The 22,332-nt window shown below is 63.0% G+C and carries 20 protein-coding genes; 2 read left to right on the forward strand and 18 right to left on the reverse strand.

Annotation, left to right across the window (positions count from 1 at the left end; translation table 11 throughout):
* Positions 1–165: 165 nt before the first annotated feature.
* From AC3WVQ_RS26580 to AC3WVQ_RS26620, 9 genes are all read right to left on the reverse strand, one after another.
* Positions 166–1,785 carry an ABC transporter substrate-binding protein gene (locus tag AC3WVQ_RS26580; RefSeq protein WP_492383235.1) on the reverse strand — a complete coding sequence of 540 codons (1,620 nt, stop codon included), beginning with the start codon at positions 1,783–1,785 and terminating at the stop codon, positions 166–168.
* Between the two features lie 57 nt (positions 1,786–1,842).
* A complete protein-coding gene (locus AC3WVQ_RS26585) occupies positions 1,843–2,667 on the reverse strand; it encodes a creatininase family protein (protein ID WP_404528315.1) in 825 nt (274 codons plus the stop codon).
* Between the two features lie 389 nt (positions 2,668–3,056).
* On the reverse strand, positions 3,057–4,049 hold the full coding sequence (locus AC3WVQ_RS26590; RefSeq protein WP_034801820.1) for an oligopeptide/dipeptide ABC transporter ATP-binding protein: 993 nt from the start codon (positions 4,047–4,049) through the stop codon (positions 3,057–3,059).
* Positions 4,046–5,071, reverse strand: coding sequence for an ABC transporter ATP-binding protein (locus AC3WVQ_RS26595; protein ID WP_113506394.1), 1,026 nt, complete (start codon positions 5,069–5,071; stop codon positions 4,046–4,048). Before AC3WVQ_RS26595 ends, AC3WVQ_RS26590 begins: the two co-directional genes overlap by 4 nt.
* Positions 5,068–5,976, reverse strand: coding sequence for a D,D-dipeptide ABC transporter permease (gene ddpC / locus AC3WVQ_RS26600; RefSeq protein WP_060520890.1), 909 nt, complete (start codon positions 5,974–5,976; stop codon positions 5,068–5,070). The genes AC3WVQ_RS26595 and ddpC overlap by 4 nt, the downstream gene beginning before the upstream one ends.
* A gap of 2 nt (positions 5,977–5,978) precedes the next feature.
* Positions 5,979–6,992: an ABC transporter permease gene (locus AC3WVQ_RS26605; protein WP_034801824.1), complete on the reverse strand. Its 1,014-nt coding sequence runs from the start codon at positions 6,990–6,992 to the stop codon at positions 5,979–5,981.
* A gap of 132 nt (positions 6,993–7,124) precedes the next feature.
* Complete coding sequence (locus AC3WVQ_RS26610; RefSeq protein WP_492383236.1) at positions 7,125–8,666, reverse strand: ABC transporter substrate-binding protein; 1,542 nt, start codon at positions 8,664–8,666, stop codon at positions 7,125–7,127.
* Positions 8,667–8,789: 123 nt separating this feature from the next.
* Positions 8,790–9,422 carry a helix-turn-helix domain-containing protein gene (locus AC3WVQ_RS26615; RefSeq protein ID WP_034801861.1) on the reverse strand — a complete coding sequence of 211 codons (633 nt, stop codon included), beginning with the start codon at positions 9,420–9,422 and terminating at the stop codon, positions 8,790–8,792.
* Between the two features lie 176 nt (positions 9,423–9,598).
* Positions 9,599–11,056, reverse strand: coding sequence for a M81 family metallopeptidase (locus AC3WVQ_RS26620; protein WP_192358948.1), 1,458 nt, complete (start codon positions 11,054–11,056; stop codon positions 9,599–9,601).
* A gap of 111 nt (positions 11,057–11,167) precedes the next feature.
* Here AC3WVQ_RS26620 and AC3WVQ_RS26625 point away from each other — a divergent pair, with 111 nt between their 5' ends.
* Together AC3WVQ_RS26625 and AC3WVQ_RS26630 are read left to right on the forward strand one after the other, a co-directional pair.
* Positions 11,168–11,992: a M55 family metallopeptidase gene (locus AC3WVQ_RS26625; protein ID WP_192358951.1), complete on the forward strand. Its 825-nt coding sequence runs from the start codon at positions 11,168–11,170 to the stop codon at positions 11,990–11,992.
* 24 nt (positions 11,993–12,016) lie between these two features.
* A complete protein-coding gene (locus tag AC3WVQ_RS26630) occupies positions 12,017–13,255 on the forward strand; it encodes an NAD(P)/FAD-dependent oxidoreductase (RefSeq protein ID WP_457578452.1) in 1,239 nt (412 codons plus the stop codon).
* An 18-nt stretch (positions 13,256–13,273) separates the two neighbouring features.
* Here the strand turns inward: AC3WVQ_RS26630 and AC3WVQ_RS26635 are convergent, their stop codons facing one another.
* The 9 genes from AC3WVQ_RS26635 to AC3WVQ_RS26675 all read right to left on the reverse strand — a co-directional run bounded on the left by AC3WVQ_RS26635 (position 13,274) and on the right by AC3WVQ_RS26675 (position 22,310).
* Complete coding sequence (locus AC3WVQ_RS26635; RefSeq protein WP_404528325.1) at positions 13,274–14,620, reverse strand: MATE family efflux transporter; 1,347 nt, start codon at positions 14,618–14,620, stop codon at positions 13,274–13,276.
* Positions 14,621–15,199: a peroxidase-related enzyme gene (locus AC3WVQ_RS26640; protein WP_043614924.1), complete on the reverse strand. Its 579-nt coding sequence runs from the start codon at positions 15,197–15,199 to the stop codon at positions 14,621–14,623.
* A 1-nt stretch (position 15,200) separates the two neighbouring features.
* Positions 15,201–15,701, reverse strand: coding sequence for a CMD domain-containing protein (locus AC3WVQ_RS26645; protein ID WP_060520885.1), 501 nt, complete (start codon positions 15,699–15,701; stop codon positions 15,201–15,203).
* A 31-nt stretch (positions 15,702–15,732) separates the two neighbouring features.
* Entirely contained in the window at positions 15,733–17,202 is a 1,470-nt protein-coding gene (locus AC3WVQ_RS26650) for an NAD(P)-binding domain-containing protein (protein WP_492383237.1), read from the reverse strand.
* A gap of 13 nt (positions 17,203–17,215) precedes the next feature.
* Complete coding sequence (locus AC3WVQ_RS26655) at positions 17,216–18,286, reverse strand: ABC transporter ATP-binding protein (protein WP_034801840.1); 1,071 nt, start codon at positions 18,284–18,286, stop codon at positions 17,216–17,218.
* Between the two features lie 5 nt (positions 18,287–18,291).
* Positions 18,292–19,083 (reverse strand): ABC transporter permease, encoded by a 792-nt coding sequence (locus AC3WVQ_RS26660; RefSeq protein WP_060584577.1) that lies wholly within the window; start codon positions 19,081–19,083, stop codon positions 18,292–18,294.
* A 9-nt stretch (positions 19,084–19,092) separates the two neighbouring features.
* Positions 19,093–20,073: an ABC transporter permease gene (locus tag AC3WVQ_RS26665; protein ID WP_051659597.1), complete on the reverse strand. Its 981-nt coding sequence runs from the start codon at positions 20,071–20,073 to the stop codon at positions 19,093–19,095.
* Positions 20,074–20,151: 78 nt separating this feature from the next.
* Positions 20,152–21,252, reverse strand: coding sequence for an extracellular solute-binding protein (locus AC3WVQ_RS26670; RefSeq protein WP_051659598.1), 1,101 nt, complete (start codon positions 21,250–21,252; stop codon positions 20,152–20,154).
* Positions 21,253–21,314: 62 nt separating this feature from the next.
* Positions 21,315–22,310: a LysR family transcriptional regulator gene (locus tag AC3WVQ_RS26675; RefSeq protein WP_192440642.1), complete on the reverse strand. Its 996-nt coding sequence runs from the start codon at positions 22,308–22,310 to the stop codon at positions 21,315–21,317.
* Positions 22,311–22,332 lie beyond the last annotated feature (22 nt).

The following is a 22,332-nucleotide window of genomic DNA, read 5'->3' on the forward strand; positions in this document are numbered from 1 at the left end:
CGCCCTGCCGTTGGCCGCCGCCAGCCGGGCATTGTAGCGGTCGTTCACCCGGCCCCCCGGGGACCACTGGAGAGTGAAATCTCCAGCGCCTCGGGCGGGGCGGGACGAACGCCCGCCTAAGTCACGCGAGAAAATCGAGCTCGCGCCCAGCCCGGATCGGGCGGGTTACTCCTCGATGTCGACCTTGTCGAAGCGATGCGAGCCCAGAGGCTCCATCACGTAGTTCTTCACCTTTTTCGACATCGGCAGCACGACGGTGGAATGTGCGATCGGAACCCAGGGCGCCTGATCGCTGATGATCGCCTGGGCCTCTTCGTAGAGCTTCGTCCGCTCGCCCTGGTCCGAGCTGGCGCGGGCCTTCTGGAAGATCTCATCCAGCGGCTTGTAGCACCAGTTTGCATTGTTGCTGCCGCCGACGCCTGAGCAGCTGAAGAAGTAGCTGAGCAGGTTGTCGGGGTCGCCATTGTCGCTCGTGCCGCCGAGGATGATGGCGCCGTCGCGCGCCTTGTCCCGCGACTTCTTGAGGTATTCGCCCCATTCGTAGGAGACGATCTCGACACCGATGCCGACCTTGGCAAGATCCGCCTGCATCAGTTCCGCGGCGCGGCGGGCATTCGGCATATAGGGGCGGCTGACGGGCATTGCCCAGATCTTCATCTTCAGATCCTTGACGCCGGCCTCGTCGAGAAGCTTCTTGGCCGCTTCAGGATCGTAGCCATAGCCCTCGATCCCGCCGTTATAGCCCCACATCGTCGGCGGCAGGACGCTCTTGGCCATCTGGCCCATGCCCTGATAGACGGACTCGACGATCGCCTTGCGGTCGATCGCCATGTTGATGGCGCGGCGCACCTCCAGCTTGTCGAATGGCGCCACCAGGGTGTTCATCGCCAGATAGGAAACGTTGAGGCCCGGTTGCTCCATGACGTTGAGGTCCGGATTTGCCTTTAGCTTGGCGATATCGGCCGGTGCCGGATACGGAGCGATGTGGCATTCGCCCGCCTGCAGCTTCTGCATGCGGGTGGTCGGGTCGGTGGTGATCGCGAAGATGAGATTGTCGATCTTCGGCGCGCCATCCCAATAGTCGGCATTGGCGGCAAAACGGATCGCAGCGTCCTGCTGGTAATCGACAAAGCGGAACGGTCCGGTGCCGACCGGCTTGCGATCGAGGTCCTCGCGCCGCCCGTCTGCCGCCAGCTTGTCGCCATATTCCTTCGACACGATCGAGCCGAAGTTCAGCGCGAGCTTGGACGGCAGTGACGCATCCGGCTGGTTCAGTACGAACTTGACGGTCCTGTCATCGACCTTGACGATCTCCTTGATCGCCGCCGGCATCTCCATCGCGTTGAACATTTCCCAGTTCGCGCCGGCGAAATAGCTATGCCACGGATCGTCCTTGTCCATCTGGCGGTTGAAGGTGAAGAGCACGTCGTCTGCATTGAAATCACGCGTCGGCGTGAAATCGTCCGTCGTCTGGAACTTCACGCCCGCGCGCAGTTTCAACGTGTATTCGAGATTGTCGGCGGAAATGGTCCAGCTTTCGGCAAGGCCCGGGACGACATTCGTGGTGCCGGGCTCGAATTCGGTGAGGCGGTCATAGACCGTCTCGGCCGAGGCGTCCCAGGTGCTGTTAGCCGAATACAGGGCCGCATCGAAGCCTTCCGGCGCGCCTTCCGAGCAATAGACGAGCGTCTTTGCCATGGCCGGCGTCAGCGCGGCGCCTGAAAGCATGGTGGCTGCGAAGAGCGTTACAAGGGTGCTGCGCGTCCGCGCGAATTTCACGTTCATTGGTTTGTCCTCCCTAAAGGAATGGAATGCGAGTGCCGGCCGATGGCGCCGGAAGGATCATTCGGCCCTGCCGGCCGTGGTGCCGAGCCCGCGGCCGGGGGTCCAGACCGGATCCGGCGTGGTCCAGAGCACGTCGTTGCGGATCAGCTTCACCAGTTCGCTCGCCTGAAGATCGAGGAAACGCTCGCCCTTTGCAGCGGTTGCGCTGCGCGGATCGCCCCAGGTGCCGGTAACCGGCGCGCGCTCGGAGAAGGAATAGAAGCGCGACACGTCCGCCGGCACGTCGACCGGGTGCTGCTGGTTACCGAAAGCCTGACCGAACATCTCGGTCTTTACCGCGTCCGGCACGATCGCCAGCATGACAGAGGCCTCACCTTCGCAGGCATGGTGGGCGCCGGTGTCGACTTCGAAGATCTTTGATGCCTCCTCCGTCGCCAGCATCCACGGCGTCGTCGCGACGATCGGCATGGCGAACTCGACCGCCAGTTCGCGCACGGCGACCACCAGCGGATCCATGTTGCCCCCGTGACCATTGACAATGAACAGGCGCTGAAAGCCGAGCGTCTTCAGCGAGCGGACGATGCAGCGGAGGACGCGGCTCAGCGTATCGTAATCGAGCGTGATCGTGCCGCCAAAGGGCAGGTGATGTTCGCTCATGCCAGTCCACAAACCCGGAAGGACGGCGACCGGAATGTCATCGGCCACCAGCCGGGCAGCGCGGATCGCGGCTGCCGATGCGCTCGCGGTGTCGGTGATGACGGGCAGGTGCGGGCCGTGCTGCTCCAGCGAGCCGATCGGCAGGATTGCAAGCGCCCCCGGTTTGCCGGCAATTTCGCGCAGGCTCGGCGCGGTCATGCGCGCCCATTCAACTTCCTTGGTCATGTCAGGCCTCTTTCATGTCATCAAAGCAAATTCTGTTCGCCGCCTCGCCGGCGACAGGCGCCGTCTGGCGTCCGCGGGCATCGACCCGCAGGGTCACCGCGCGCCCATCCGATTGCCGCAGGCTGACGAAAGGCGTCGAGCAGCGTTGGGTCAGTCAATCTCATCTCCGGCAAGCGGCGGGATCGCGAAAAGGCGGTCCCGATTGGCAAGCGCCGCCCGATGGCGGCGGCTACAAATTTGCACAGTCGGAAATATCAATCAAATTATTTTTCCTATAAGAAAATTATATTTCTCAAACTATCGAAATTGCGCATCAAATGGCACAGGCCGCACCGCGCCGTTCCGGCGGCTGGGCCGGCGGGCGCGGATCTGGCGCGTCGTCTGCGCTCTCACGTCTGCGCCAGGTGACACCTGACATGGCGGGCGCTCTCGCTCAGGCGCCGCAGGACCTGGCCCGCCTCGCAACCGCCGCCGATCCGGTCGCACCTCTGCTTGTAGAAGCAGCCGTCCGGCAGATGGCGGTTGTTGGGAAGCTCGCCCGCACGCACCTGCGCAATATCCGGCAGCGGGCTTTCGAAGCTCGGCGCCGCCGCCAGAAGCGTCTGCGTGTAGGGATGGCGGGGATTGCGCAACACTTCGTCGGCCGGGCCGGATTCGACGATCTGGCCGAGATACATCACCGCGACGTCGTCGCAGAAATGGCGCACCAGCGCGACGTCGTGCGAAATCAGGAGATAGGTGAGCCCGCGCTCCCGCTGCAGCTTCAAGAGCAGATTGATGATCTGCGCCTGTACCGAGACGTCGAGCGCCGATGTCGGCTCGTCCAGCACCAGCAACTCCGGGTCCGTGCTGATCGCGCGGGCAATGGCGATGCGCTGGCGCTGGCCGCCTGAAAACTCGTGCGGCAGGCGATCGAGGTGTTCCGGACGGAGCCCGACGGCGATGGCCAGTTCCTCGGCCTTCTCATGCAGTTCGGCCCTGCTGTGCCCACCGCGAATGTGCAGCGGCTCGCTGATCAGCCGCCAGACCGGCAGGCGCCGGTCGAGCGAGGATTGCGGATCCTGAAAGACGATCTGCATCTTCTGCCGCAAGGCGCGCTTTTGCTTGCCCTGAGCCTTCTGAAAATCCTCGCCGTCGATCGCCAACCTGCCCTGTTCAAATGGCGCGAGCCCGATGATCGCCTGGGCGAGCGTGCTCTTGCCGCAGCCTGACTCGCCGACGATGCCGAGGCTCTTGCCGGCGCCGACCTCAAGGGTCACGCCATTGACCGCATGCACATAAGACGTGGGCCGCCCCAACCAGTTGCGGGAGGCCGGGAAGCGGACATGGAGGTCGGAAACCTCGAGCACCGGCCGCGCTATCGTACCAACGCCTTCGGTCATTGCCGGCCTCCCTGCTCTACGAGTTCGGTCGCCACACCGCGACGCCAGCAGGCGACCTGCTGGCCGCTGGCCCCCACCAGTTGCGGAGACCGGGTTCGACATTGTTCGACTGCTTCCTTGCATCGCGGCTGGAAGTAGCAACCCGCCGGTGGGTGCAGAAGGTTCGGCACAGCGCCAGGGATCGCTTCGAGTTCCTGCTTCGGCGCGACCCGCTCCGGCAGGCAGCGCAACAGCGCCTGGGTATAGGGATGCTGCGGCGTTTCAAGGACCGTCCGCGTCGCGCCGTGCTCGACGATCCGCCCGGCATACATCACGTAGAGCCGATCGCAGAGCTGCGAGACGACGGCGACATTGTGCGAGATGAAGATGACTGACGTGCCTGTCCGGCGCGCCCGGTTCTGGATCAACCGCAGGATCACCGCCTGCACGGTAACATCGAGTGCAGTCGTCGGCTCGTCGGCGATGATCAGGCCGGGGTTGCAGGAAAACGCCATGGCGATCAGCACCCGCTGCCGCATGCCGCCGGAGAGTTCGAACGGATAGAGGTTCATGACCCGCTCGGGCTCGCCGATCAGCATGTCGGCAAGAATGTCCCGCGCCACGCGCCTTGCCTCGGCGAGATCTATTTCCTCGTGGCGCATGATGACGTCGGTCAGCTGCTTGCCGATACGGATCGTCGGGTTCAGCGCGTTCATCGGTTCCTGGAAGATGGTCGAGACCACCTTGCCGCGCAGGTCCTGCAACTGATTGTCGTCCATGGAAAGCGTGCTGTGGCCAAAGAGCCTGACGGTGCCACCGGTGATGCGGTAGCGTCCCTTGGGCAGGAGCCCCGTTGCCGCCATCGTCGTCACCGACTTGCCGCAGCCGGACTCGCCGACGATACCGACGATCTCGGCCTTGCCGACGCTGATCGACACATCGTCAAGCGCCTTGACGGCGCCGCTGAAGGTTGGAAACTCCAGGGACAGGTTGTTGATGGCCAGCGCCTGGCCGCGTGGTTCTGCCGTTCCCATCGTCATCATCTGCCCCTCAAGCGCGGGTCGAGCATATCGCGTATGCCGTCGCCGACGAGATTGCACCCCATGGCCGTGATCAGGATCGCAAGGCCCGGGAAGGTCGCGTACCACCATTGGTCGAGCATGTAGCTGCGGCCGCTGCTGACGAGCGCGCCCCATTCGGCGGTCGGCGGCTGCGCGCCGAGGCCGATGAAGCTGAGGGCGGCTGCAATCAGCACGACGCCGCCGAGATCGAGGGTCGCCTGGACGATGATCGGCGACATGGCGTTTGGCAGGATATGCCAGCGCAGGATGTAGAACGGCGAGGCGCCAAAGGTGCGCGACGCCTTGACGAAGACCTGCTCGCGCAGCGACAGCGTCTGGCCGCGGGCGAGGCGCACATAGGCGGGGATGCGTACGATCGCGACCGCCAGCATGGAATTGAACAGGCTTGGGCCAAGAGCCGCGGCCAGCGCCATGGCGAGCACCAGCGCCGGCAGGGCGAGCACGACATCCATCAGCCGCATGATGGCGGTATCGACCCGACCGCCGACGACGCCCGAGAAGCAGCCGATCAGCACCCCGACCGACATCGAGATCAGGACGATCATGAAGGCGGCGCCGCAGGAAGCCCTTGCCCCAAAGATCACGCGCGAGAACAGGTCGCGGCCGACCTCGTCGGTGCCGAACCAGTGCGCCGCACTCGGTGGCAACAGGCGCGCCGTCAGCGACACCTTGTCCGGATTGTAGGGCGCGATCACGGGTGCGGCGACGATCATCACGAGGACAAGCAGGATGATCGCGACGCCGACCAGCGTCAGCGGGCTGCGGCGGCTGAGGTACCAGAAATAGCGCAGCCGCTCGGAAAAGGACTTGGTCCTGCGCATTGCTGCATTCGACGCGGCAGGCTCTGTCGGCATGACGGCGGACATGATCAGACCTCCCTGATCTGCGGGTCGGCGAGCATGTAGGCGAGATCGACCAGGAGGTTGATCAGCACGTAGCCGATGGATGCGACGATGGTGAAACCCATGATGGCGGGGAAATCGAGGGTCTGGATCGAGGTCACAACATAGGTGCCCATGCCCGGCCAGGCGAAGATCGTCTCCGTCAGCACCGCGCCATAGAGCAGATCGCCGAGCGCCAGCCCGAGCAGCGTGATCGACGGGATGAGCGCGTTTCTGAGCGCATAGTTGAAGATGATCATGCCCTTGCGCAGGCCACTGGCGCGCGCTGTCCGGATGTAATCTTCCTGCAGCACGTCGAGCATCGAGGCGCGGATCTGGCGCGTGATCACGCCCATATTGGCAAAGGCGAGCACGAAGCCCGGCAGGATGATGTGGTAAAGGGCGCTGCGGAATGCGTCGAAACGGCCCTGCAGCAGCGAGTCGATCAGCAGGAAGCCTGTGATGCGCTCGGGTGTCGCAATACCCATGGCCAGGCGCCCGCTGCCGGGCAGGATCTGGAATTTCGCATAGAAGACGTAGATCAGGATCAGGCCGAACCAGAAGACTGGCATCGAGATGCCGCAGACCGAGACCGTGCGTGCCACCTGATCAATTGGACCATCCTTGTAGACGGCCGAGAGCACACCGAGCGGCACGCCGAGACAGATCGCGATGAAAAGCGCGACCACGCCGAGCTCCAGCGTCGCCGGCAGGAAGGTGCGGATATCGGCCGCGACGGGGCGATTGGTCCTGAGCGACGTGCCGAGATCGCCCTGAAGTAGATTGCCGATATAGATGGTGAATTGTTCGACGACCGGCCGGTCGAGACCGAGATTGCGCCTGACATTTTCAAGCGTCTCGGCGCTTGCCCTGTCGCCCGCGATCATGCGCGCCGGATCACCGGGAATGAGATGCGAGATCGTGAAGGTGATGACCGCGACCCCCAGCACGACGAAAAGCAAGAGGATCAGACGCGGAAGAATGATGCGGGTGATTGCCATGGACGTCAGCCCTTCCGGCAGGGGAACCCCGGCCTAGCTTGGGAAACGAAGAACCCCTGCCGCCACGGCCAGGGGCCGGCGGCAGGCGTTCCGTGGAATGCGGTCGGTCAAGCGAAGCTTGACCGTTCCTCCTCACTCCGTCTTCGACATCGTTCCGAAGTTGTAGACCTGGATCAGCATCGGATTGTAGACATAGCCCTTCACCGCGGCGCGGCGGGCGAAGATGTCGTTCTTCTCCATGATGTAGAGGTACGGCGCGTCGTCAGTCGAAAGCTTCTGCGCCTCGATGTAGAGAGCCTTGCGCTTTGCTTCGTCGACGATCGAAGCTGCCTCTTGGACGAGACCCGTCACCTTGCTGTTGTTGTAGAAGGAACGGTTGCCCGGACCGCCCATCTTACCGGCGTCGAACCAGTAGTTCATGAACATGTAGGGGTCGGCGAAATCAGGCGTCCAGGCGCCGGGCGCCATGTCGAACTTGCCGTTGGCGACCAACTCGCGCTTCGTCGTGTCGGCGACCGCCTGCAGATCGAGCTTGACGCCGATTTCTGCGAGAGAGGCTTGCAGCGCCAGACCGACCGGTTCCCAGGCAGGATCGGCCTGAGAGAAGGTATAGGTCAAATGGATGTCGCCCTTGCCGGATTCGGCAAGCAACGCCTTGGCCTTCTCGATGTCGTAGCTGTACTGGAAACCCTGCGGATCATGGCCCCACATGCCGCTCGGCACCGCGCCGCGCATCTGCTTGGCCTGACCGAGCATGATGCCGTCGATGATGCCCTGGTAGTCGACCGCATAGGAGATCGCCTGACGCACCTTGGCGTCGTCGAGCGGCGGCTGGCGATTGTTCATGTAGATGTAGTTCACATACATGCTCGGATTGCTCTCGACGACGACGGAGGCATCCTTCTGCAGCGCTTCGGCCTGATCGAGCGGGATCTGTTCGATGATGTCGGCATCGCCGTTGGTCAGTTGAAGGCGACGCGCCGACACGTCGCCGACGATGCGGAGCACGACTTGTTTCAGCGCCGGCTTGGCGCCTGCATAATGTTCGTTGCTGTCGAGCACGATGCTCTGGTTGCGCTCCCAGGAAGCGATGCGATAGGGACCGCTGCCGGCCGTATGCTCGGCGAGCCAGGCCTTCGCCATGTCGCCGTCCTTCTCATGCTCCATCACCTTTGGATTGATGATCGCAGCGCCGGAGACGGCAAGCGTGGAAATGAACGGCGCAAACGGCGCGGTCAGGTGAAACTTTACGGTTTGCGGGTCGACGACCTCGACCTCTTTCAAGACCGGGAACGCGTCGGACGGGCCGGCCTTCAGCTTCATCAGCCGGTCGAAGCTGAATTTGACGGCGGCGGCATCGACCGGCGAGCCGTCGTCGAATTTGTGGCCGGCCGCAATCTTGAAGGTCCAGACGAGGCCGGCATCGTCGGCAGTCCAGCTTTCGGCGAGTTCCGGCCCGACTTCCGTCGAGGCGCCCTTGTAGGCGACGAGCCTTTCATAGGCGGCGTAAGTGAGCGTGTAGCCGCTGTTGCTGATCTCAATGCCTGGATCGGCCGTCGGCGGATCTTCCGCGCGCGCCAGCACCAGCACGTCCTGCGCAGCAATCGCGCCGAAAAGCGGTGTCGATGTCAGAAGCAATGCAATGCCGATCGATTTCCACTTGGAACCGTTCATCTCGTCGTCCTCCCCAGAACCGCGGCGTGCGATGCCCTCCCGGCACCCACCGCAGTCCTAGACTAGGAAACGATTTTCCTAAGTGCAATATTTTTTCTTATCGTATTTGTTTTTTAGTTTCGATCAGCTTTTGAGCTTGATCGTCTGCGCGTTTGCCAGTGTGGAGACCAATTCGGTTTCCGGGGTCGAGCAAACGCATAAGATTTGCGCCGGCTCCTCGCTGACGCTCAAATAGGCGTGTCCCATCATGGCGTCGAAGTAGCAGGAATCACCCTTCTTCAGCCGAAGGGGCGCGTAGATCTCGGTGTGGAGTTCCAATTCGCCGTCGAGGACGTAGAAGAATTCCTCGCCCTTGTGGCGGATCAGCGGTCCGAACTCCTCGAGCGTGCGCGCCCGTGCCATCGCCAGGATCGGGACCATCGACTTCTTGGAAATCTCCGTGCAAACATAGAGATAGTCGTAGTTCTGCGTGACGATCTCCCGACCGTCTCCGGATTTGGTATAGGTGCGCCGCCCCATCATGTTGGGCACGTCTTCGGCGCCCGTCATCGTCCCGAAAAGCTCGACGATGTCGACCTTCAGGCCCTGGGCAAGCTGGATCAAGCGGTCGTAGGTGAGCTGCATCTGGTTGTTCTCGACCTTGGAAAGGGTCGAGACCGCAAGCCCGGTCATGGAGCTGACTTCGGCCAAGGTCCAACGGTTGCGATTGCGAATATCCTTGAGGATCTCGCCAAGGCTGGATTTCGCGTCGGTCATCGTTGGCGTCTCCATTTGCCTGCCGCCATCGAAGTGCTCGCCGGTTCTCGCCCGCCCGCAACACAGAATCCGATTGGCATGATAGGAAAACCATTTCCTATAATACGTGGCCGAAAGCAACATCGTGTTGACGGCAATCCCTGCCCCACAACCACTTGCAGCGTTTCGAAGCTCGCCTACTCCGCAAACGGATTGGCGACCCTTGGCCAATAGGGGCGCTTCAGCTTGGTGAAAGCCAGATCCTCGAATGTCGGCTGCAAGGCGCCTGGCGCACTGACGTAAAGAATGTCACGCGCGATCGGTTCGAAGCCGGCACGGAAGTGGTTGCTGGATTTCACCACGACGATCTTCTTTTGCGCGGGGTCGAGGCCAAGCGCTGTCATGCATTCCGGATGGAAGGTCTGCGTGCGCACTGTGTTGATCACGATGTCGATGCTGCCGGAAGACACCCACACGGCATCGCCGATGGCAAGCGGCGTCGGCCCGAAGCGCTGGGTGATGCCGGACGCGACGCGCCTGACCGTCACCGTCAGGTCAAGCGGGTCGCCGGATGCTGGCCCCACCTTGCCGCCGATCCTCAGTGCCAAAGTGGCCCCTTCCCCCGCCTCGCGGCACATCCGAACCGCAATCGGATCCCAATAGAGGCAGGAGGCCACGTCTTCGATGCCGCGCTCGATGATACGACGCAGGATGAAGGTCGAGTCTCCAGGCGCGCCTCCGCCGGCATTGTCCGAAACATCGGCAAGCACGATCGGACCGCTTGTCGCGGCAACGGCCCGGTCCAGCGCCGCGTCGATCCCGAGATAGTCTCCCCGCATCTGTTCGCGCGCCTCGAATATCTCGCGAGCGAAGGACCGGGCGACACGCGCGGCTTTTTCCGGATCGTTGTCGGTCACAACAAGCATCTTGGCACCGACATCCTCGACATCGCCCCAGGGGAAGCCGTGACCGAAGGAGACCGAGAGCACACCGTCCTGCCCTTCCATCGCCTTCATGCGGTCAACGATGCCACGCAAGGGCGCGCGATGCGGGTGGAAGGTGTTGATCATGCGGCAGTCATGCATGCCCATGGCTGGCTTCACTTCGCCCGCAAGTGTGCGCTCCACCAGCCGGAACAGTTGCTCCGCGACCTCCTCGATGTCGGTGTGCGGATATTCCTTGTAGGTGGAGATGATGGTCGCATTGGCCAGCATGCGGTCGGTGATATGGCAGTGCAGGTCGAGTTCGGCTGCGACCGGCACATCCGGCCCGACCACCTGCCGGACATGCGCGAGCAGATCGCCTTCGACATCGTCGTAGCCGTCGGCCACACAGGCACCGTGCAGCGCGAGCATCACGGCGCTAACCGGCATCGCGGCCTTGAGATCGTCGAGAATGGTGGCGCGGAAACTCTCATAGACCGCTCGCGTGGTCCTACCGCCGGGCTCGGCCACGGCGCACAAGCTCTCCACCACATCCCAGCCTTTTTCTTGCGCGGCATTGCGCCAGACGAACATTTGCGAAGAGCAGCAGTTGAGCGGCTTGCCGGTGGCATCGCCATAGGCGATCAAGTTCTCGCGGAAGGCCTCGATGCCGGTCTGCATCGGCGAAAAGGTGTTGGTCTCCGTATCCAGCCCCGCGATGAAAAGTTTCATTTTCGTCCCTCGCCATTCAAGAAAGATATTTTCTAATCATAAAACTATGTTTATCGTCGGAAAGTCAAATGCATTATCCGCGCCCTTGCGCGGCTGACCGGGGAGGCAGGAATGCGCATCTATATTTCCGCTGACATCGAAGGGATCGTCGGGGTCGTGAGCCGCGACCAGCTGATGCCCGAAGGTTTCGAATACGAGAACGCGCGGCGCTGGATGACAGACACCGTGGTTCACGCCTGCGAAGCTGCGCATGAAGAAGGCGTCGAGGAGGTCATCCTCAGCGATTCCCATGGAAATGGCGAGAGCATCCTGATCGACCGCCTGCCGGACTATGTGCAGGTCGTGCGCAGCTGGCCGCGGCCGCTGATGATGATGCAGGGCGTCGAGCTAGGTTCCTTCGTCGGCGCGATGCTTCTCGGCTACCATGCCGGCGCAAGCCATGCGAGTGGCGTGCTATCCCACACGATCGGCGGCACCGCCTTTGCCGAAGTGCGCATCAACGGCACCGTCATGCCGGAGGCCGGGATCAACGCCGCCATTGCCGGACATTTTGGCGTACCGGTGCTGCTCGCATCCGGTGACAACGTTGCCCTCGACGAAATCAAGGAGCGGATCGGCGACATCGTGACGGTGCCGGTCAAGCAAGTCTACAGCACGCAATCGGCGATCACATTGACGCCCGCCGCCGCCCATCGCCGCATCCGCGAGGGCGTCAAGAAGGCATTGTCGAGGGCCGGTTCGGCAAAGCCGTTCAAGTTGGAGAACCCCGTCCTTGAGATCGTCTTCCGCAACCGCCTTCCGGCAGAATATCTTTCCTATCTCAAGGGCGTCGAACGCACCGACGGGTACACGATCCGCTACCAGGGCGACGACATGGTCGACGTCTCGCGTTTCATCCAATTCGTGGTCGGCTACAATTCCCGCCTCACCTTCTGACGAGCATTTCCGCGGAACCAATCCATGACCACCTCTATCGTCCTCGGCGCCGGCATGGTCGGCGTCTCCACAGCGCTCGCTTTGCAGGAAACCGGGCACCAGGTGGTGCTTATCGACCGCAAGGCACCGGGCCGGGAAACCAGCTACGGCAATGCCGGCATCATCCAGACCGAGGCCGTCGAACCCTATGCTTTTCCTCGCTCGCTTGCCGAGATCGTCAGGGTCGGATTGAAGCGCGGCAACGATACGGACTGGCGGCTCGGCGACATGCCGCGGCTGGCCGGACCGCTCTGGCGCTATTTCACGCAATCGGCGCCGGCGACTTATGCGAGAACCGTCGCGGCCTACTCGAAGCTGGCGCTGCGGGCAAGCGACGATCATGCGCGCTTCATCGAACCCGCCAATGCCGGCGACCTGATCGTTCGCGAGGGCTGGCGCGCGGTCTACCGTTCGCCAGGAAAGCTCGATGCGGCTGTCGCGACCGCCGAGCGTCTGAAACGGGAATACGGCGTGCCGTCGGACGTGCTTACCTCCGACGAGCTTGCGGCAAGCGAGCCTGCGCTCAAAAGCCGGCTGGCGGGCGCAGTCCATTGGACCTCACCCTGGACCTGCCGTGATCCGGGCGACCTGGTCTCGCGCTACGCCGCGCTCTTCGTCGCCCGCGGCGGCAAGGTCGCCCAGGGCGATGCCATGTCCCTGCACCAGACCGGCGCGGGCTGGCGGGTCCTGTCGGAGGGTGGCAATCTCACGGCTGAAAACGCGGTCGTCGCCCTGGGGCCGTGGTCGCCGATGCTTTTGGCGCGGTTTGGCTATCGTGTCCCAATGGTGTTCAAGCGCGGCTACCACTGGCACTTTGGCGGCAAGGAAGGCCCACGCATTTCGATGCTGGACATCGACAGCTCCGCCTTGATCGCCCCGATGAACGCGGGGTGGCGGGTTTTGACCGGCGCGCACCTGGCGCCGCTCGGCACCGCCCCGGCATCCCGACAGATACGACACGCTGTCAGCGCCGCACGAACGCTCTTTGCACTCCGCGACCCCATCGAAGCAGCGCCATGGTCGGGTACCCGTCCCTGCATGCCCGACATGCTTCCCGTCGTCGGGCCCTGTCGTCACAAGGGCCTGTGGTTCCATTTCGGCCATGGGCACCAGGGCTTCACCCTGGGGCCGACGACAGCACTTCTCCTGGCCGAGCAGGTTGCCGGCAATCGCAACAATCCGCTGGCCCTGCCTCTGTTGCCGTCGACCCGAGACTGGGCATAGCCGAACGTCAGGGCCCGGTCATTGGCGCACGGTCGAAAATGTGCGGTCGGCCAGCCGCGGCAGCATGAGCCGGAAGGCGACGCTGCGGGCGCTTTGGAACAGGATCAGCGCGATCCACAGTCCGTCATTGCCGAAGACCGGCTGCAGGATCGCCCAGGCGGTAAAGTAGATCACCAGCGAGGCGACCATCAGATTTCGCATCTGCCGCGACCAGGTGGCGCCGATATAGACGCCATCCATCTGGAAGGCGACGATACCGAAGATCGGAAGGGCGGCGACATAGGGCAGGTACGCGTGTGCAAGTGCTGACACGCTTTCCGACGGGGCGGTGATGCCGATCACCCAGTCGCCGGCCACAAAGAGACAGAGCGCGACAAGGCCAGCAAAGACGAAGCCCCATATTGTGGTCAATCCGACGGCGCGATCGAAGGCTGGCCGGTAGCGTGCGCCGACGGCTCGTCCGGCCAGTTGCTCGGCTGCCGTTGCCACCCCGTCGAGAAAGGCGACGCCGAAGAAGTAGAAGCGCAGCAGGATCGTATTGGCCGCAAGGACTTCGATGCCGAGCATGCCGCTTTGGCGGGTGAAGAAGGAAAGCCCGATCAGAAGCGCGAAGGAGCGGATCATCATGTCGCCATTGACCGAAAAGGCGCGGCGGAACGCCGTCAAATCCGGAAGGTTCCACGCGCTCCGGTCGGTCTTTGCCCAGATGAGGTAGAGCCCCGCCAGTGCCGTGACGGCTTCGGCAACGAGAGAGGCGGCAGCAACGCCCGCCACACCCCAGCCGAGACCGAGGACCCAGTGCACGCTCAAGCCGGCGTTCAGCGCATTGAGCAAGGTTTGCAGGATCATGCCCCAGAGCGCATCGCCACGCCCGATGATCCAGCCGAAAACCACGAAATTGAAGAGGACGAAGGGCGCCGACCAGACCCGCCAGGCGAAATAGGTGGCGGCCGCTTCGGCGACCTTGCCTTCCGCGCCCATGGCGGCAAGGCCAAGCGCGCCGATCGGCTTTTGAAGCAAAAGCAGTGCCAGCCCCGCCACGATCGCGATGATGAGGCCGCTTGCGAGCATGCGCTGCTCTTCACGCCGGTCACCGGCGCCGAGCGCCTGGGCCGTAAAACCCGTGGTCGCGCCGCGCAGGAAGTTGAAGGTGACGAAGATGACGTCGAAGATGACGGTCGAAAGCGCCACGCCGCCGATCAGGGTCTCGTCGCGCAACTGGCCGATGACGCCGGTTGCGACGAGCCCGACAAGCGGGCTCGACAGATAGGCGATCATCATCGGCAACGCGATGCGAAGCACGTCGCGATGCGCGATGTCGAAGGGACGGACCGTGACCGCAGCGTGATCGGAAGCGTGTTTCACTCAATCCAGCCGGTGTGGTTCGCCGAGCGTATGCATCAGCCGATTGGCCCAGCCGAAGATTGCAACCGCGTGGATAAGGTCGAGGATCTGCAGGTCGTCGAGGCCGATCTCGCGCAGATGGTAGAACTGGTAGGCGCCGACATTGTCGGGATGCGCCGTCAGGTCGACGCCGAAATTGAACAGCGCCTGCTCGAATTCCGGCAGGTTCGCGTCAAGGCCGCTGCCATAGATCTCGTCCACCACCTCCGGCCGCTTTTCGAGCTGGATGTAGCGCGCCGCATGAACCGAGGCGCAATAGATGCAGCGGTTGACGAAGGATGCGGCAAGCGCGCCGATCTCCCGGCCACCGCGCGACAGCCCGCCCTCGCTATACATGATGTCGTTGAAGAGCGGCGTGCGCTCCTTCAAGGTTTCCGGCTCGTTGGCGAGAACCAGCACATAGTCCGAAATCTTCTTGTTGGACGGCGTGATCTTCAGCGCGTCGAGCTGTTCGGGTGTGGCGGTCTCGACATCGACCGGCTTGACATAGGGCTTCCAGTCGAGCGCTTCGACGGTGAATTCGTGCACGGCTTGCGACATCTCAGTTGTCCCTCAGCATCTTGAGGCCGGCCGTAACCAGCACCTGATAGTTCACGAAGGCGATGAGGCCGGCGAGCGTGACGATGTCCCGGTCGTCGAGACCTGCGGCGGCGAGCTTTTCGATGTTGGTGCGCGTCGCCTCCTTCGGCGAAAGCGTGACGAGATCGACATGGGCGAGGATCGCCTGAAGGCGGGGGTCTTCGATGCCGTTGCCAGGATCGGCAATCGACGCCAACGCGGAGCCCTCGTCCTCGCGTTCGAGCAGCGCCCGGAAATGCGCGGAGAGCTCCTGCGACTTCCAGAGTGCCGCCATGCGCGCAGCAAGGGCTGCTCGGAGCGCATAGGAGAAGTTGCGCGGATCGGCAGGGCGAAGGGCGGCCTGATAGCTCGTCTGGCTCAACTGCTTCAGCTTCGCCCGCTGTTCGCGCAGCGCCTGCAGGTCGGGAAAGCGATCGAGCCCGAGCACGGTGTCAATTACGTCAGTTGTCGATGGAGAAGTCATTGGTTTTCCTGTCATCTGAAACGCGGGAGGTTCAGGCCGTCTTCTGCGCCGGCGTCGGCGCGTCGGCATCCACCCATTCGGTCCCGTCGAGCTCCGGCTTTTCGTAGGCGATTAGCGCTTCCCAATGGTAGTCGACGTCCCGAATGAAGAGCGAGGCCGCGACCCCGCGCGCCAACCAGAGCGCACCCTCGCTGATGGCGGGGATGTCGCCGCTGACCTTGCCGACGCTGACGGAGGCGCCGTAGTTGAAGCAATGGATGTCCTTCAGCCAGGGGGCTGTTCCCGGCTCCTTCTCGGTGAAGGAGAAGTCTCCGCTCAGCCAGGGGAAGCGCCCGAGCCCGGGGTTCTCTTCGCCCGGTGGCGGCGCGTATCGGTCATCCCAGCAGGCGATCTGGTCCTGATAGGGGGCAAGCTCACTGCGGCTCAGCGGATCGATCGAGAACCCAGTGCCGAGGATGACGAAGTCGGTGCGGAAGATGCGGCCGTTCGTCGTGGTGATAACGACCTCGCTGCCCTCTTCCCTCATCGACCGGATGCCGCAGTCGAAATGGAAGTAGGCGTTCGGGTGCCGGCTGACGCGCAGCGTCGAATTGTGTGGTGCCGGCGTCTGCTGCTTGGCCGCATAGTCCATCAGCCGCCAACGCCATTCCGGCGAGATCTCGGCAAAGCCTGCGGTCACACCATAAGAGCCGATGCCCATCAGCTTGTTGACCGTCGGCATTTCCTTGCGGCGGGCGAGAAGGCGGACTTCCCCGGCTCCCTGCTCCAGTGCCTCTGCGGCATTGTCGACCGCCGAAGCCCCGACACCGATGACGACGACCCGCTTGCCCTTCAGGCGATCGAAGTCGATCTCGTCGGCCGAGTGCACCCAGGACTTGTGCCGCTCCATGCCCTTGACGAAATCCGGAATGGTCGGCTCGCCGAGCCCATCGCGGCCCGTCGCCATCACCAGCTTGCGGGTGATGATCGCAGGTTTTGCGCCGCCGGCGATTTCAAGTTCCAGCAGTCCATCGGGGCGCGGCACGACGCGGGTGACATGCGTGTCGTTTTCGACCGGAATGTCCATGACATCGCGATACCAGCGCAGGTAATCCATCCACATAGGCCGCGGGATGCGAAAGAGCTCCTCCCATTCCGCTTCACCATGAAGCGCCGTGAACCAGGCGCGGAAGCTGAGTGACGCAACGCCCAGTGCCGGGCCGAGAAGGATCTTCGGCGAGCGCAGCGTCTCCATGCGTGCATAGGTGACCCAAGGGCCCTCGAAACCCTTCGGCGCGCGGTCGACGATGCGCAGATTGGCAATGCCGGCACGCGTCAAGGCATGCCAGGCAACGAGCCCGCACATGCCGCCGCCGATCACGACCACATCGCTGACGTCATCGCCCGCCGCAGTCGTCACCGGCTTCGACCAGTTGGCCGGCGGATAGTTGAGGTAGCTCAGGTCCTGCCTTACCCGCGCATTGAGCGCGGCAAGCCGTTGCTGCTTTTGACTGTCGGTCATCCCCGATCTCCCTTCACTTCGCCAAAAGGACGGCATCGCGGTCGCGCCACCCCACCCAGACGTCGTCCCCTTCGATATGCGAAAGCGCCACCGGATCGATCTGCGCCTCGAGCGTGCTACCGTTGTCGAGCTTGACGGTCAGCGACGTGTGAGCCCCCTTGAAGACGCGCTGATCGATGCGCCCTTTGAGCGATGGCCGGTCTTCCGGCTTGCGCGACAGGCAGAAAACCGCCTCCGGTCGCAGCGCCACGGTGGCATGGTCTCCCGGTATCGGCGAGGTGCCGTTCACATCCGCATGCACGATGTTGCCGCGCCACTCGACGGCAGCGATCTCGCCGGAGACCGAAGCAACCGTGCCTTCGAGGAAATTGCTCTGGCCGATAAAGTTTGCAACGAAGCGGCTGCGTGGCCGGGCGTAGAGCTCGTCCGGTCCTCCCATCTGCTCGATCCTGCCCTTGTTCATCACGACGATGACGTCGGACATGGTGAGCGCTTCCTCCTGGTCGTGGGTGACGAAGATGAAGGTCTTGCCGGTCTTCTTTTGGATCGACTTCAGCTCGATCTGCATCTGCTGGCGCAGCTTCGCGTCGAGCGCCGACAGCGGCTCGTCGAGGAGCAGCACGTTCGGATCCGGAGCCAGCGCCCGCATCAGCGCCACGCGCTGGCGCTGTCCGCCGGAAAGCTGTGCCGGCATGCGTTCGGCGTGATCCTGAAGGGAGACGAGGGCGAGGAGATCGCTGACCCGTCTGTGGATCGCGGCGCTCTCCATGCCCTTCAATTCCAGGCCGAAGGCGATGTTGCGGCCGACCGTCAAATGCGGAAAGAGCGCGTAGTCCTGGAAGACGATGTTGACGTTGCGCTTGTTCGGCGGCAGGTGCGAGATCGGTTTGCCCTCGAGGTAGATTTCCCCCGACGTCGGGCTATCGAAGCCACCGAGCATGCGCAGCGTCGTCGACTTGCCGCAGCCGGATGGGCCAAGCAGCGTGACGAACTGGCCGGGCGCGATCGCAAGATCGAGATCATCGACGGCGGTCAGCGCCCCATAGGACTTGTTGACGTTCTTGAAATGGACGACAGGCTGCATTTGCGTCAGCTCCTCGATCGGCGGGTGAAATGCTCGGCATAAAGGCCGATGGCGGTGGTGACGACGAGCACGATGGTCGCCATGGCGTTGATTTCCGGCGACATGCCACCTTGCACCTTGGCGAAGATCAGCATGGGCAGGGTCGGCTGGTAGCCGCCGAGGAAGAAGGTGCGGACGAAGTCGTCGATGCTGGTCAACACGCAGAAGATCATGCCGCCGAAGAGCGCCGGCATCAGATAGGGGATGGTGACGCGCAGGAAGGCGATGAAGGGATCGGCGCCGAGATCGCGCGCCGCATCCACCAGATTGGCCGGCATCGACCGCAGCCGGGTCAGAACCATGATGACGACGAAGGGCACGGCATGAACCGTATGCGCAAGGATGATCGCGAAGGTTCCGGTCGGAATGTCGACGGCGCGGATGAAGATGCGCATCGAGATCGCGTTGATCAGCCCCGGCACCACGGCCGGAAGACAGGCGAGCGCGAAGATCACTGCTTTGCCCCAGATGTTTTCCGCCGAAACGAGAAGTGCGATCCAGACGCCGATGATCGTCGCCGAAACGGTGGTCGCGAGCGCAATGCCGATCGAATAGAGCGAGGCTTCGAGGAACTGCTTGTCCTGGATCACCTTGCCGTACCAGGACAGCGTCCAGTTGCCGATCGGGAAGGCGATGAAGTTCGCGTCCTTGAAGCTCATCGCGGTCATCAGCGCCAGCGGCAGCACCAGATAGACGGCAAAGATCCAATAGGAAGCGCCAAGCGCGGTTTTCGGAAGGTCGTTGAAATAGGTTCGCATCGTTCGCCCTCACATCAGCCGGACGGAGCGACCGCCGACGACCCGCATGAAGAGCCCGACGGTCGTCAAGGACACGACAAGCATGATCATCGAGAAGGCAGCACCTTCCGGCCATTTGTCGTTTGAGCCGTGAAACAGCGTCGCGATAACTTCAGGGAAAATCACTGAATTCGGGCCGCCAAGCAGCAGCGGCGCAGCGAAGACACCGACGGCGGTCAGATAGACGAGGCTGCACCCAGAGACGATGCCGTCCTTGGAGAGTGGCAGGATGACCCGGCGGAACCGCTGAAAGGGTCCGGCGCCGAGATCGGCTGCCGCTTGGATCAGCGGCGTCGGGATCTTCTCGATCGCCGAATAGAGCGGCAGGAGCATGTAGAGCGCCAGCAGATAGATGACGCCGAAGCTCAGCGAAAAGAAGGTGTAGAGCATCGGGATCGGCCGGTCGATGAAGCCGAATTCCCGCAAGAGCACGTTCAGCGCCCCGCGGTTGGCGAGCAGCATGATGACCGAGAAGGTGCGGATCAGCTCACCGGCCCAGAAGGGGATGAGCAGCAGCAACAGGGCCCGCATCCGGTTCTTCGGCTGCACAATCTTTGCGACGTAGTAGGCCACGGGATAGACGATCACCAGTGTCGAGATCGTGACCACGGCGGCAAAGATCAGGCTGCGGACAAAGGGCAGGAAGTAGAGCCGATCGGAGAAGAACAGCGCGTAGTTGGCCAGCGTGTATTCGCTGCTCTTGTCCGGCTGCGGCGGATAGTTGGCAAGTAGGCTGATATTGGCCATCTGCAGGATCGGCCCGATATGCAACATGGCGATCCAGAAAAGCGGCACGCCTGCCAGCACGGCGAGACGCACGCGCCGGCTTTCGACGAGCAGGCCGATCGTATGGCGATAAAGCCCCGAACGTGCCGCCTTGCCGATCCATCCGGCATAGCGCGGCACCGTCGACAAACCGACGGATGGCGGTTGTGTTGTCGTATCCAGCATTGTCTTTGTTCCCGGCTCTGGAAGAGTCCATTTTATGACGGGCGACCGGCCTCAGCCGATCGCCCGGATTTTGATAGGTCAGGCCGACTTGATCTCGGCCGTTGCCTTGTCGATCATCTCGTTCTTCATGTCGCGGTTGACGGAGCTGAAGAACTGGATGCGTTCGACCTGCTCGGGCGGCAGCGACAGCGCGGCACGCTCCTTCTCGTCCAGCACCTTGTCGACGCCGTCGAAGGCCGACGAGAAGCCGGACTGGCGGGTCATCGCAGCACCAATCTCCGGCGAGGACAGGATGGCGTCGAGGAAGGTGTAGGCCGCGTCCGCGTTCGGCGCGTTGTTGACGATGTTGAAGGAGTAGAGGAAGCCGAATGTCCCTTCCTTCGGCACCGAGATCTCGATCGGATGGCCGTCCATGATGAGCTTGGCGGCCGGACCGGACCAGGCCTGCGCCAGGTAGATGTCCTCGTTGACCAACATTTGCTGCAGCTCGGAGCCGGCATCGTAGTACTTGCGCACCTTGTCCTTGTGCTGGATGAGGAAATCGCGGGCCTGGTTCGTTGCGGCCTGTGCGACTTCGGGCTTGTCGCCGTAGGTCACATAGTCGCCGTCGTTGCCCTGGTAGCGCATGACGATCGAGAGGAAGTCGCTGACGATGTAGGACGTCAGGTTCTTGTTCTCGTCATCGAACATGATCGCCCAGCTGTCGGAAGCCTTGGCGTATTCGGTGTTGCGCACCAGGCCCTCGAAGCCGGCAAGCAGCGGCACGCCGAAGGTCTTGCCGTCGACGGTCAGTTGCGGCGCGCCCTTGTAGGCGGCTGCAAGCTTGCCCCAGTTCTTCAGCCGCGTGGTGTCGAGCGACGAGAGCAGGTTCGATTTCATGAACTGCGACAGGCGATGGCCGGTCACGGTGACAATGTCGGTGGAAGGTGCAGCCCCTTCGGCGGTCAAAAGGTTGTACTGCTTTCCCTGGTCGTCGGTCAGCCGGATTCGCACCTCGATGCCAGTATCCTTCTGGAACTGATCGATAAAGGACTGCGGTACGAACTTGTCATAGGTCGTGATGTTGACGACCTTGCTCTGGGCGAAGGCCGGGCGGATGATCGAAGGTGCTGCGAGCACGCCGGCCCCGGCTGCCAACAGCTTCATTGCCGATCGGCGGGTGACGTCAAAATTGTTCATCTCGTTCTCCTCATTTTGGCAGGCTCAATTCTCGTGTGGGCGTTCAGAGCTTTTGCTCCCCTTTATTTCGCCGCCGGGTTGTCCGGCGGCGCACCATTGCCGGCGTTCCTGCCGGCAAAGCTCCTTTCGGCGATACGCGCCATCTGCCTGGGATCGTGCACTGTCAGATCCGGCATCCGCTCCGACGCGATCTGCGCTATCCGTTGAATGAGGTCCCGGACGCCGGCCGAGAGCGGGCGCGAGCCGGCCGACAGGATCGCCCACAGAAAGGGGATCTGAACATCGAGCGGCCGAACGACGATGGGTGCCGATTGCAGACCGTAGGCGGTCGCCGGCTCGATAATCGCCACGCCGAGGCCGAGCGATGCGACCTGCACGGCGTTGTTGGCAGCGTTGGTCGCGATGATGCGATTGGGCCGCACGCCGGCCGCGTTGAGCACTTCGTCGACGCTATGGCGCAGCCGAAACGGATTGGACATGGTGACCAGCGTGCGCCCGGCCAGATCGGCGATCGAGATCACGTCTTTCGCCGCCAGCGGATCATGCGGCGCAACCGCGGCGACGCAGCGCCCTTCGAAAAAACCCTGAACGTCCAGGCCGGGCTGATCGGCCGGCAGTGACGTCACGCAGAAATCCGCCGTGCGCGCAAACACCGACTGCACGGCGGCCTCGGCCGGCATGCTGCGCAGATTGATCGTGTGGGGCAGCAGATGCTCCGGCAGCGCGGCAAGTGCGATCGGGATGATGCCGCTGGCAAAGGCCGGCGTTGCAGCGATCTCGATCGGTTCGGGTTCCTTGCCGGCGATTGCCTTGGCGCGATTGCGCAGGTGCCCGATGCCGCTGACGAAGCGCTCGGCATCCTCATGGAAGGCAATGCCCTTGTCGGTCGGCGCGATCCGCGGACCGTTCCGCTCGAACAGCGCAAAGCCGAGCGACGTCTCCAGGTCCTGGATCAGGCGCGTCACCTGCGACTGCGAGCGGTCGAGCAGGCGGGCGGCACCTGTGATGCTGCCCGTCGACATAACGGCGAGAAAGGCCTCGAGATCGCGTACTTCCATCGGCTATCATGCGCTCCCTGCA

It is taken from the genome of Ensifer sp. EB106-05-01-XG146 (genome assembly GCF_058791875.1).

Coding starts and splice junctions, on each gene's coding strand:
- AC3WVQ_RS26605 (WP_034801824.1), bottom strand. CDS start 6,992: ATGGCAATCACCCGCATCATTCTTCCGCGTCTGATCCTCTTGCTTTTC.
- AC3WVQ_RS26670 (WP_051659598.1), bottom strand. CDS start 21,252: ATGAACAATTTTGACGTCACCCGCCGATCGGCAATGAAGCTGTTGGCA.
- AC3WVQ_RS26645 (WP_060520885.1), bottom strand. CDS start 15,701: ATGACTTCTCCATCGACAACTGACGTAATTGACACCGTGCTCGGGCTC.
- ddpC (WP_060520890.1), bottom strand. CDS start 5,976: ATGTCCGCCGTCATGCCGACAGAGCCTGCCGCGTCGAATGCAGCAATG.
- AC3WVQ_RS26650 (WP_492383237.1), bottom strand. CDS start 17,202: ATGACCGACAGTCAAAAGCAGCAACGGCTTGCCGCGCTCAATGCGCGG.
- AC3WVQ_RS26590 (WP_034801820.1), bottom strand. CDS start 4,049: ATGACCGAAGGCGTTGGTACGATAGCGCGGCCGGTGCTCGAGGTTTCC.
- AC3WVQ_RS26615 (WP_034801861.1), bottom strand. CDS start 9,422: ATGACCGACGCGAAATCCAGCCTTGGCGAGATCCTCAAGGATATTCGC.
- AC3WVQ_RS26585 (WP_404528315.1), bottom strand. CDS start 2,667: ATGACCAAGGAAGTTGAATGGGCGCGCATGACCGCGCCGAGCCTGCGC.
- AC3WVQ_RS26640 (WP_043614924.1), bottom strand. CDS start 15,199: ATGTCGCAAGCCGTGCACGAATTCACCGTCGAAGCGCTCGACTGGAAG.
- AC3WVQ_RS26620 (WP_192358948.1), bottom strand. CDS start 11,056: ATGAAACTTTTCATCGCGGGGCTGGATACGGAGACCAACACCTTTTCG.
- AC3WVQ_RS26655 (WP_034801840.1), bottom strand. CDS start 18,286: ATGCAGCCTGTCGTCCATTTCAAGAACGTCAACAAGTCCTATGGGGCG.
- AC3WVQ_RS26665 (WP_051659597.1), bottom strand. CDS start 20,073: ATGCTGGATACGACAACACAACCGCCATCCGTCGGTTTGTCGACGGTG.
- AC3WVQ_RS26595 (WP_113506394.1), bottom strand. CDS start 5,071: ATGATGACGATGGGAACGGCAGAACCACGCGGCCAGGCGCTGGCCATC.
- AC3WVQ_RS26610 (WP_492383236.1), bottom strand. CDS start 8,666: ATGAACGGTTCCAAGTGGAAATCGATCGGCATTGCATTGCTTCTGACA.
- AC3WVQ_RS26675 (WP_192440642.1), bottom strand. CDS start 22,310: ATGGAAGTACGCGATCTCGAGGCCTTTCTCGCCGTTATGTCGACGGGC.
- AC3WVQ_RS26660 (WP_060584577.1), bottom strand. CDS start 19,083: ATGCGAACCTATTTCAACGACCTTCCGAAAACCGCGCTTGGCGCTTCC.
- AC3WVQ_RS26630 (WP_457578452.1), top strand. CDS start 12,017: ATGACCACCTCTATCGTCCTCGGCGCCGGCATGGTCGGCGTCTCCACA.
- AC3WVQ_RS26625 (WP_192358951.1), top strand. CDS start 11,168: ATGCGCATCTATATTTCCGCTGACATCGAAGGGATCGTCGGGGTCGTG.
- AC3WVQ_RS26580 (WP_492383235.1), bottom strand. CDS start 1,785: ATGAACGTGAAATTCGCGCGGACGCGCAGCACCCTTGTAACGCTCTTC.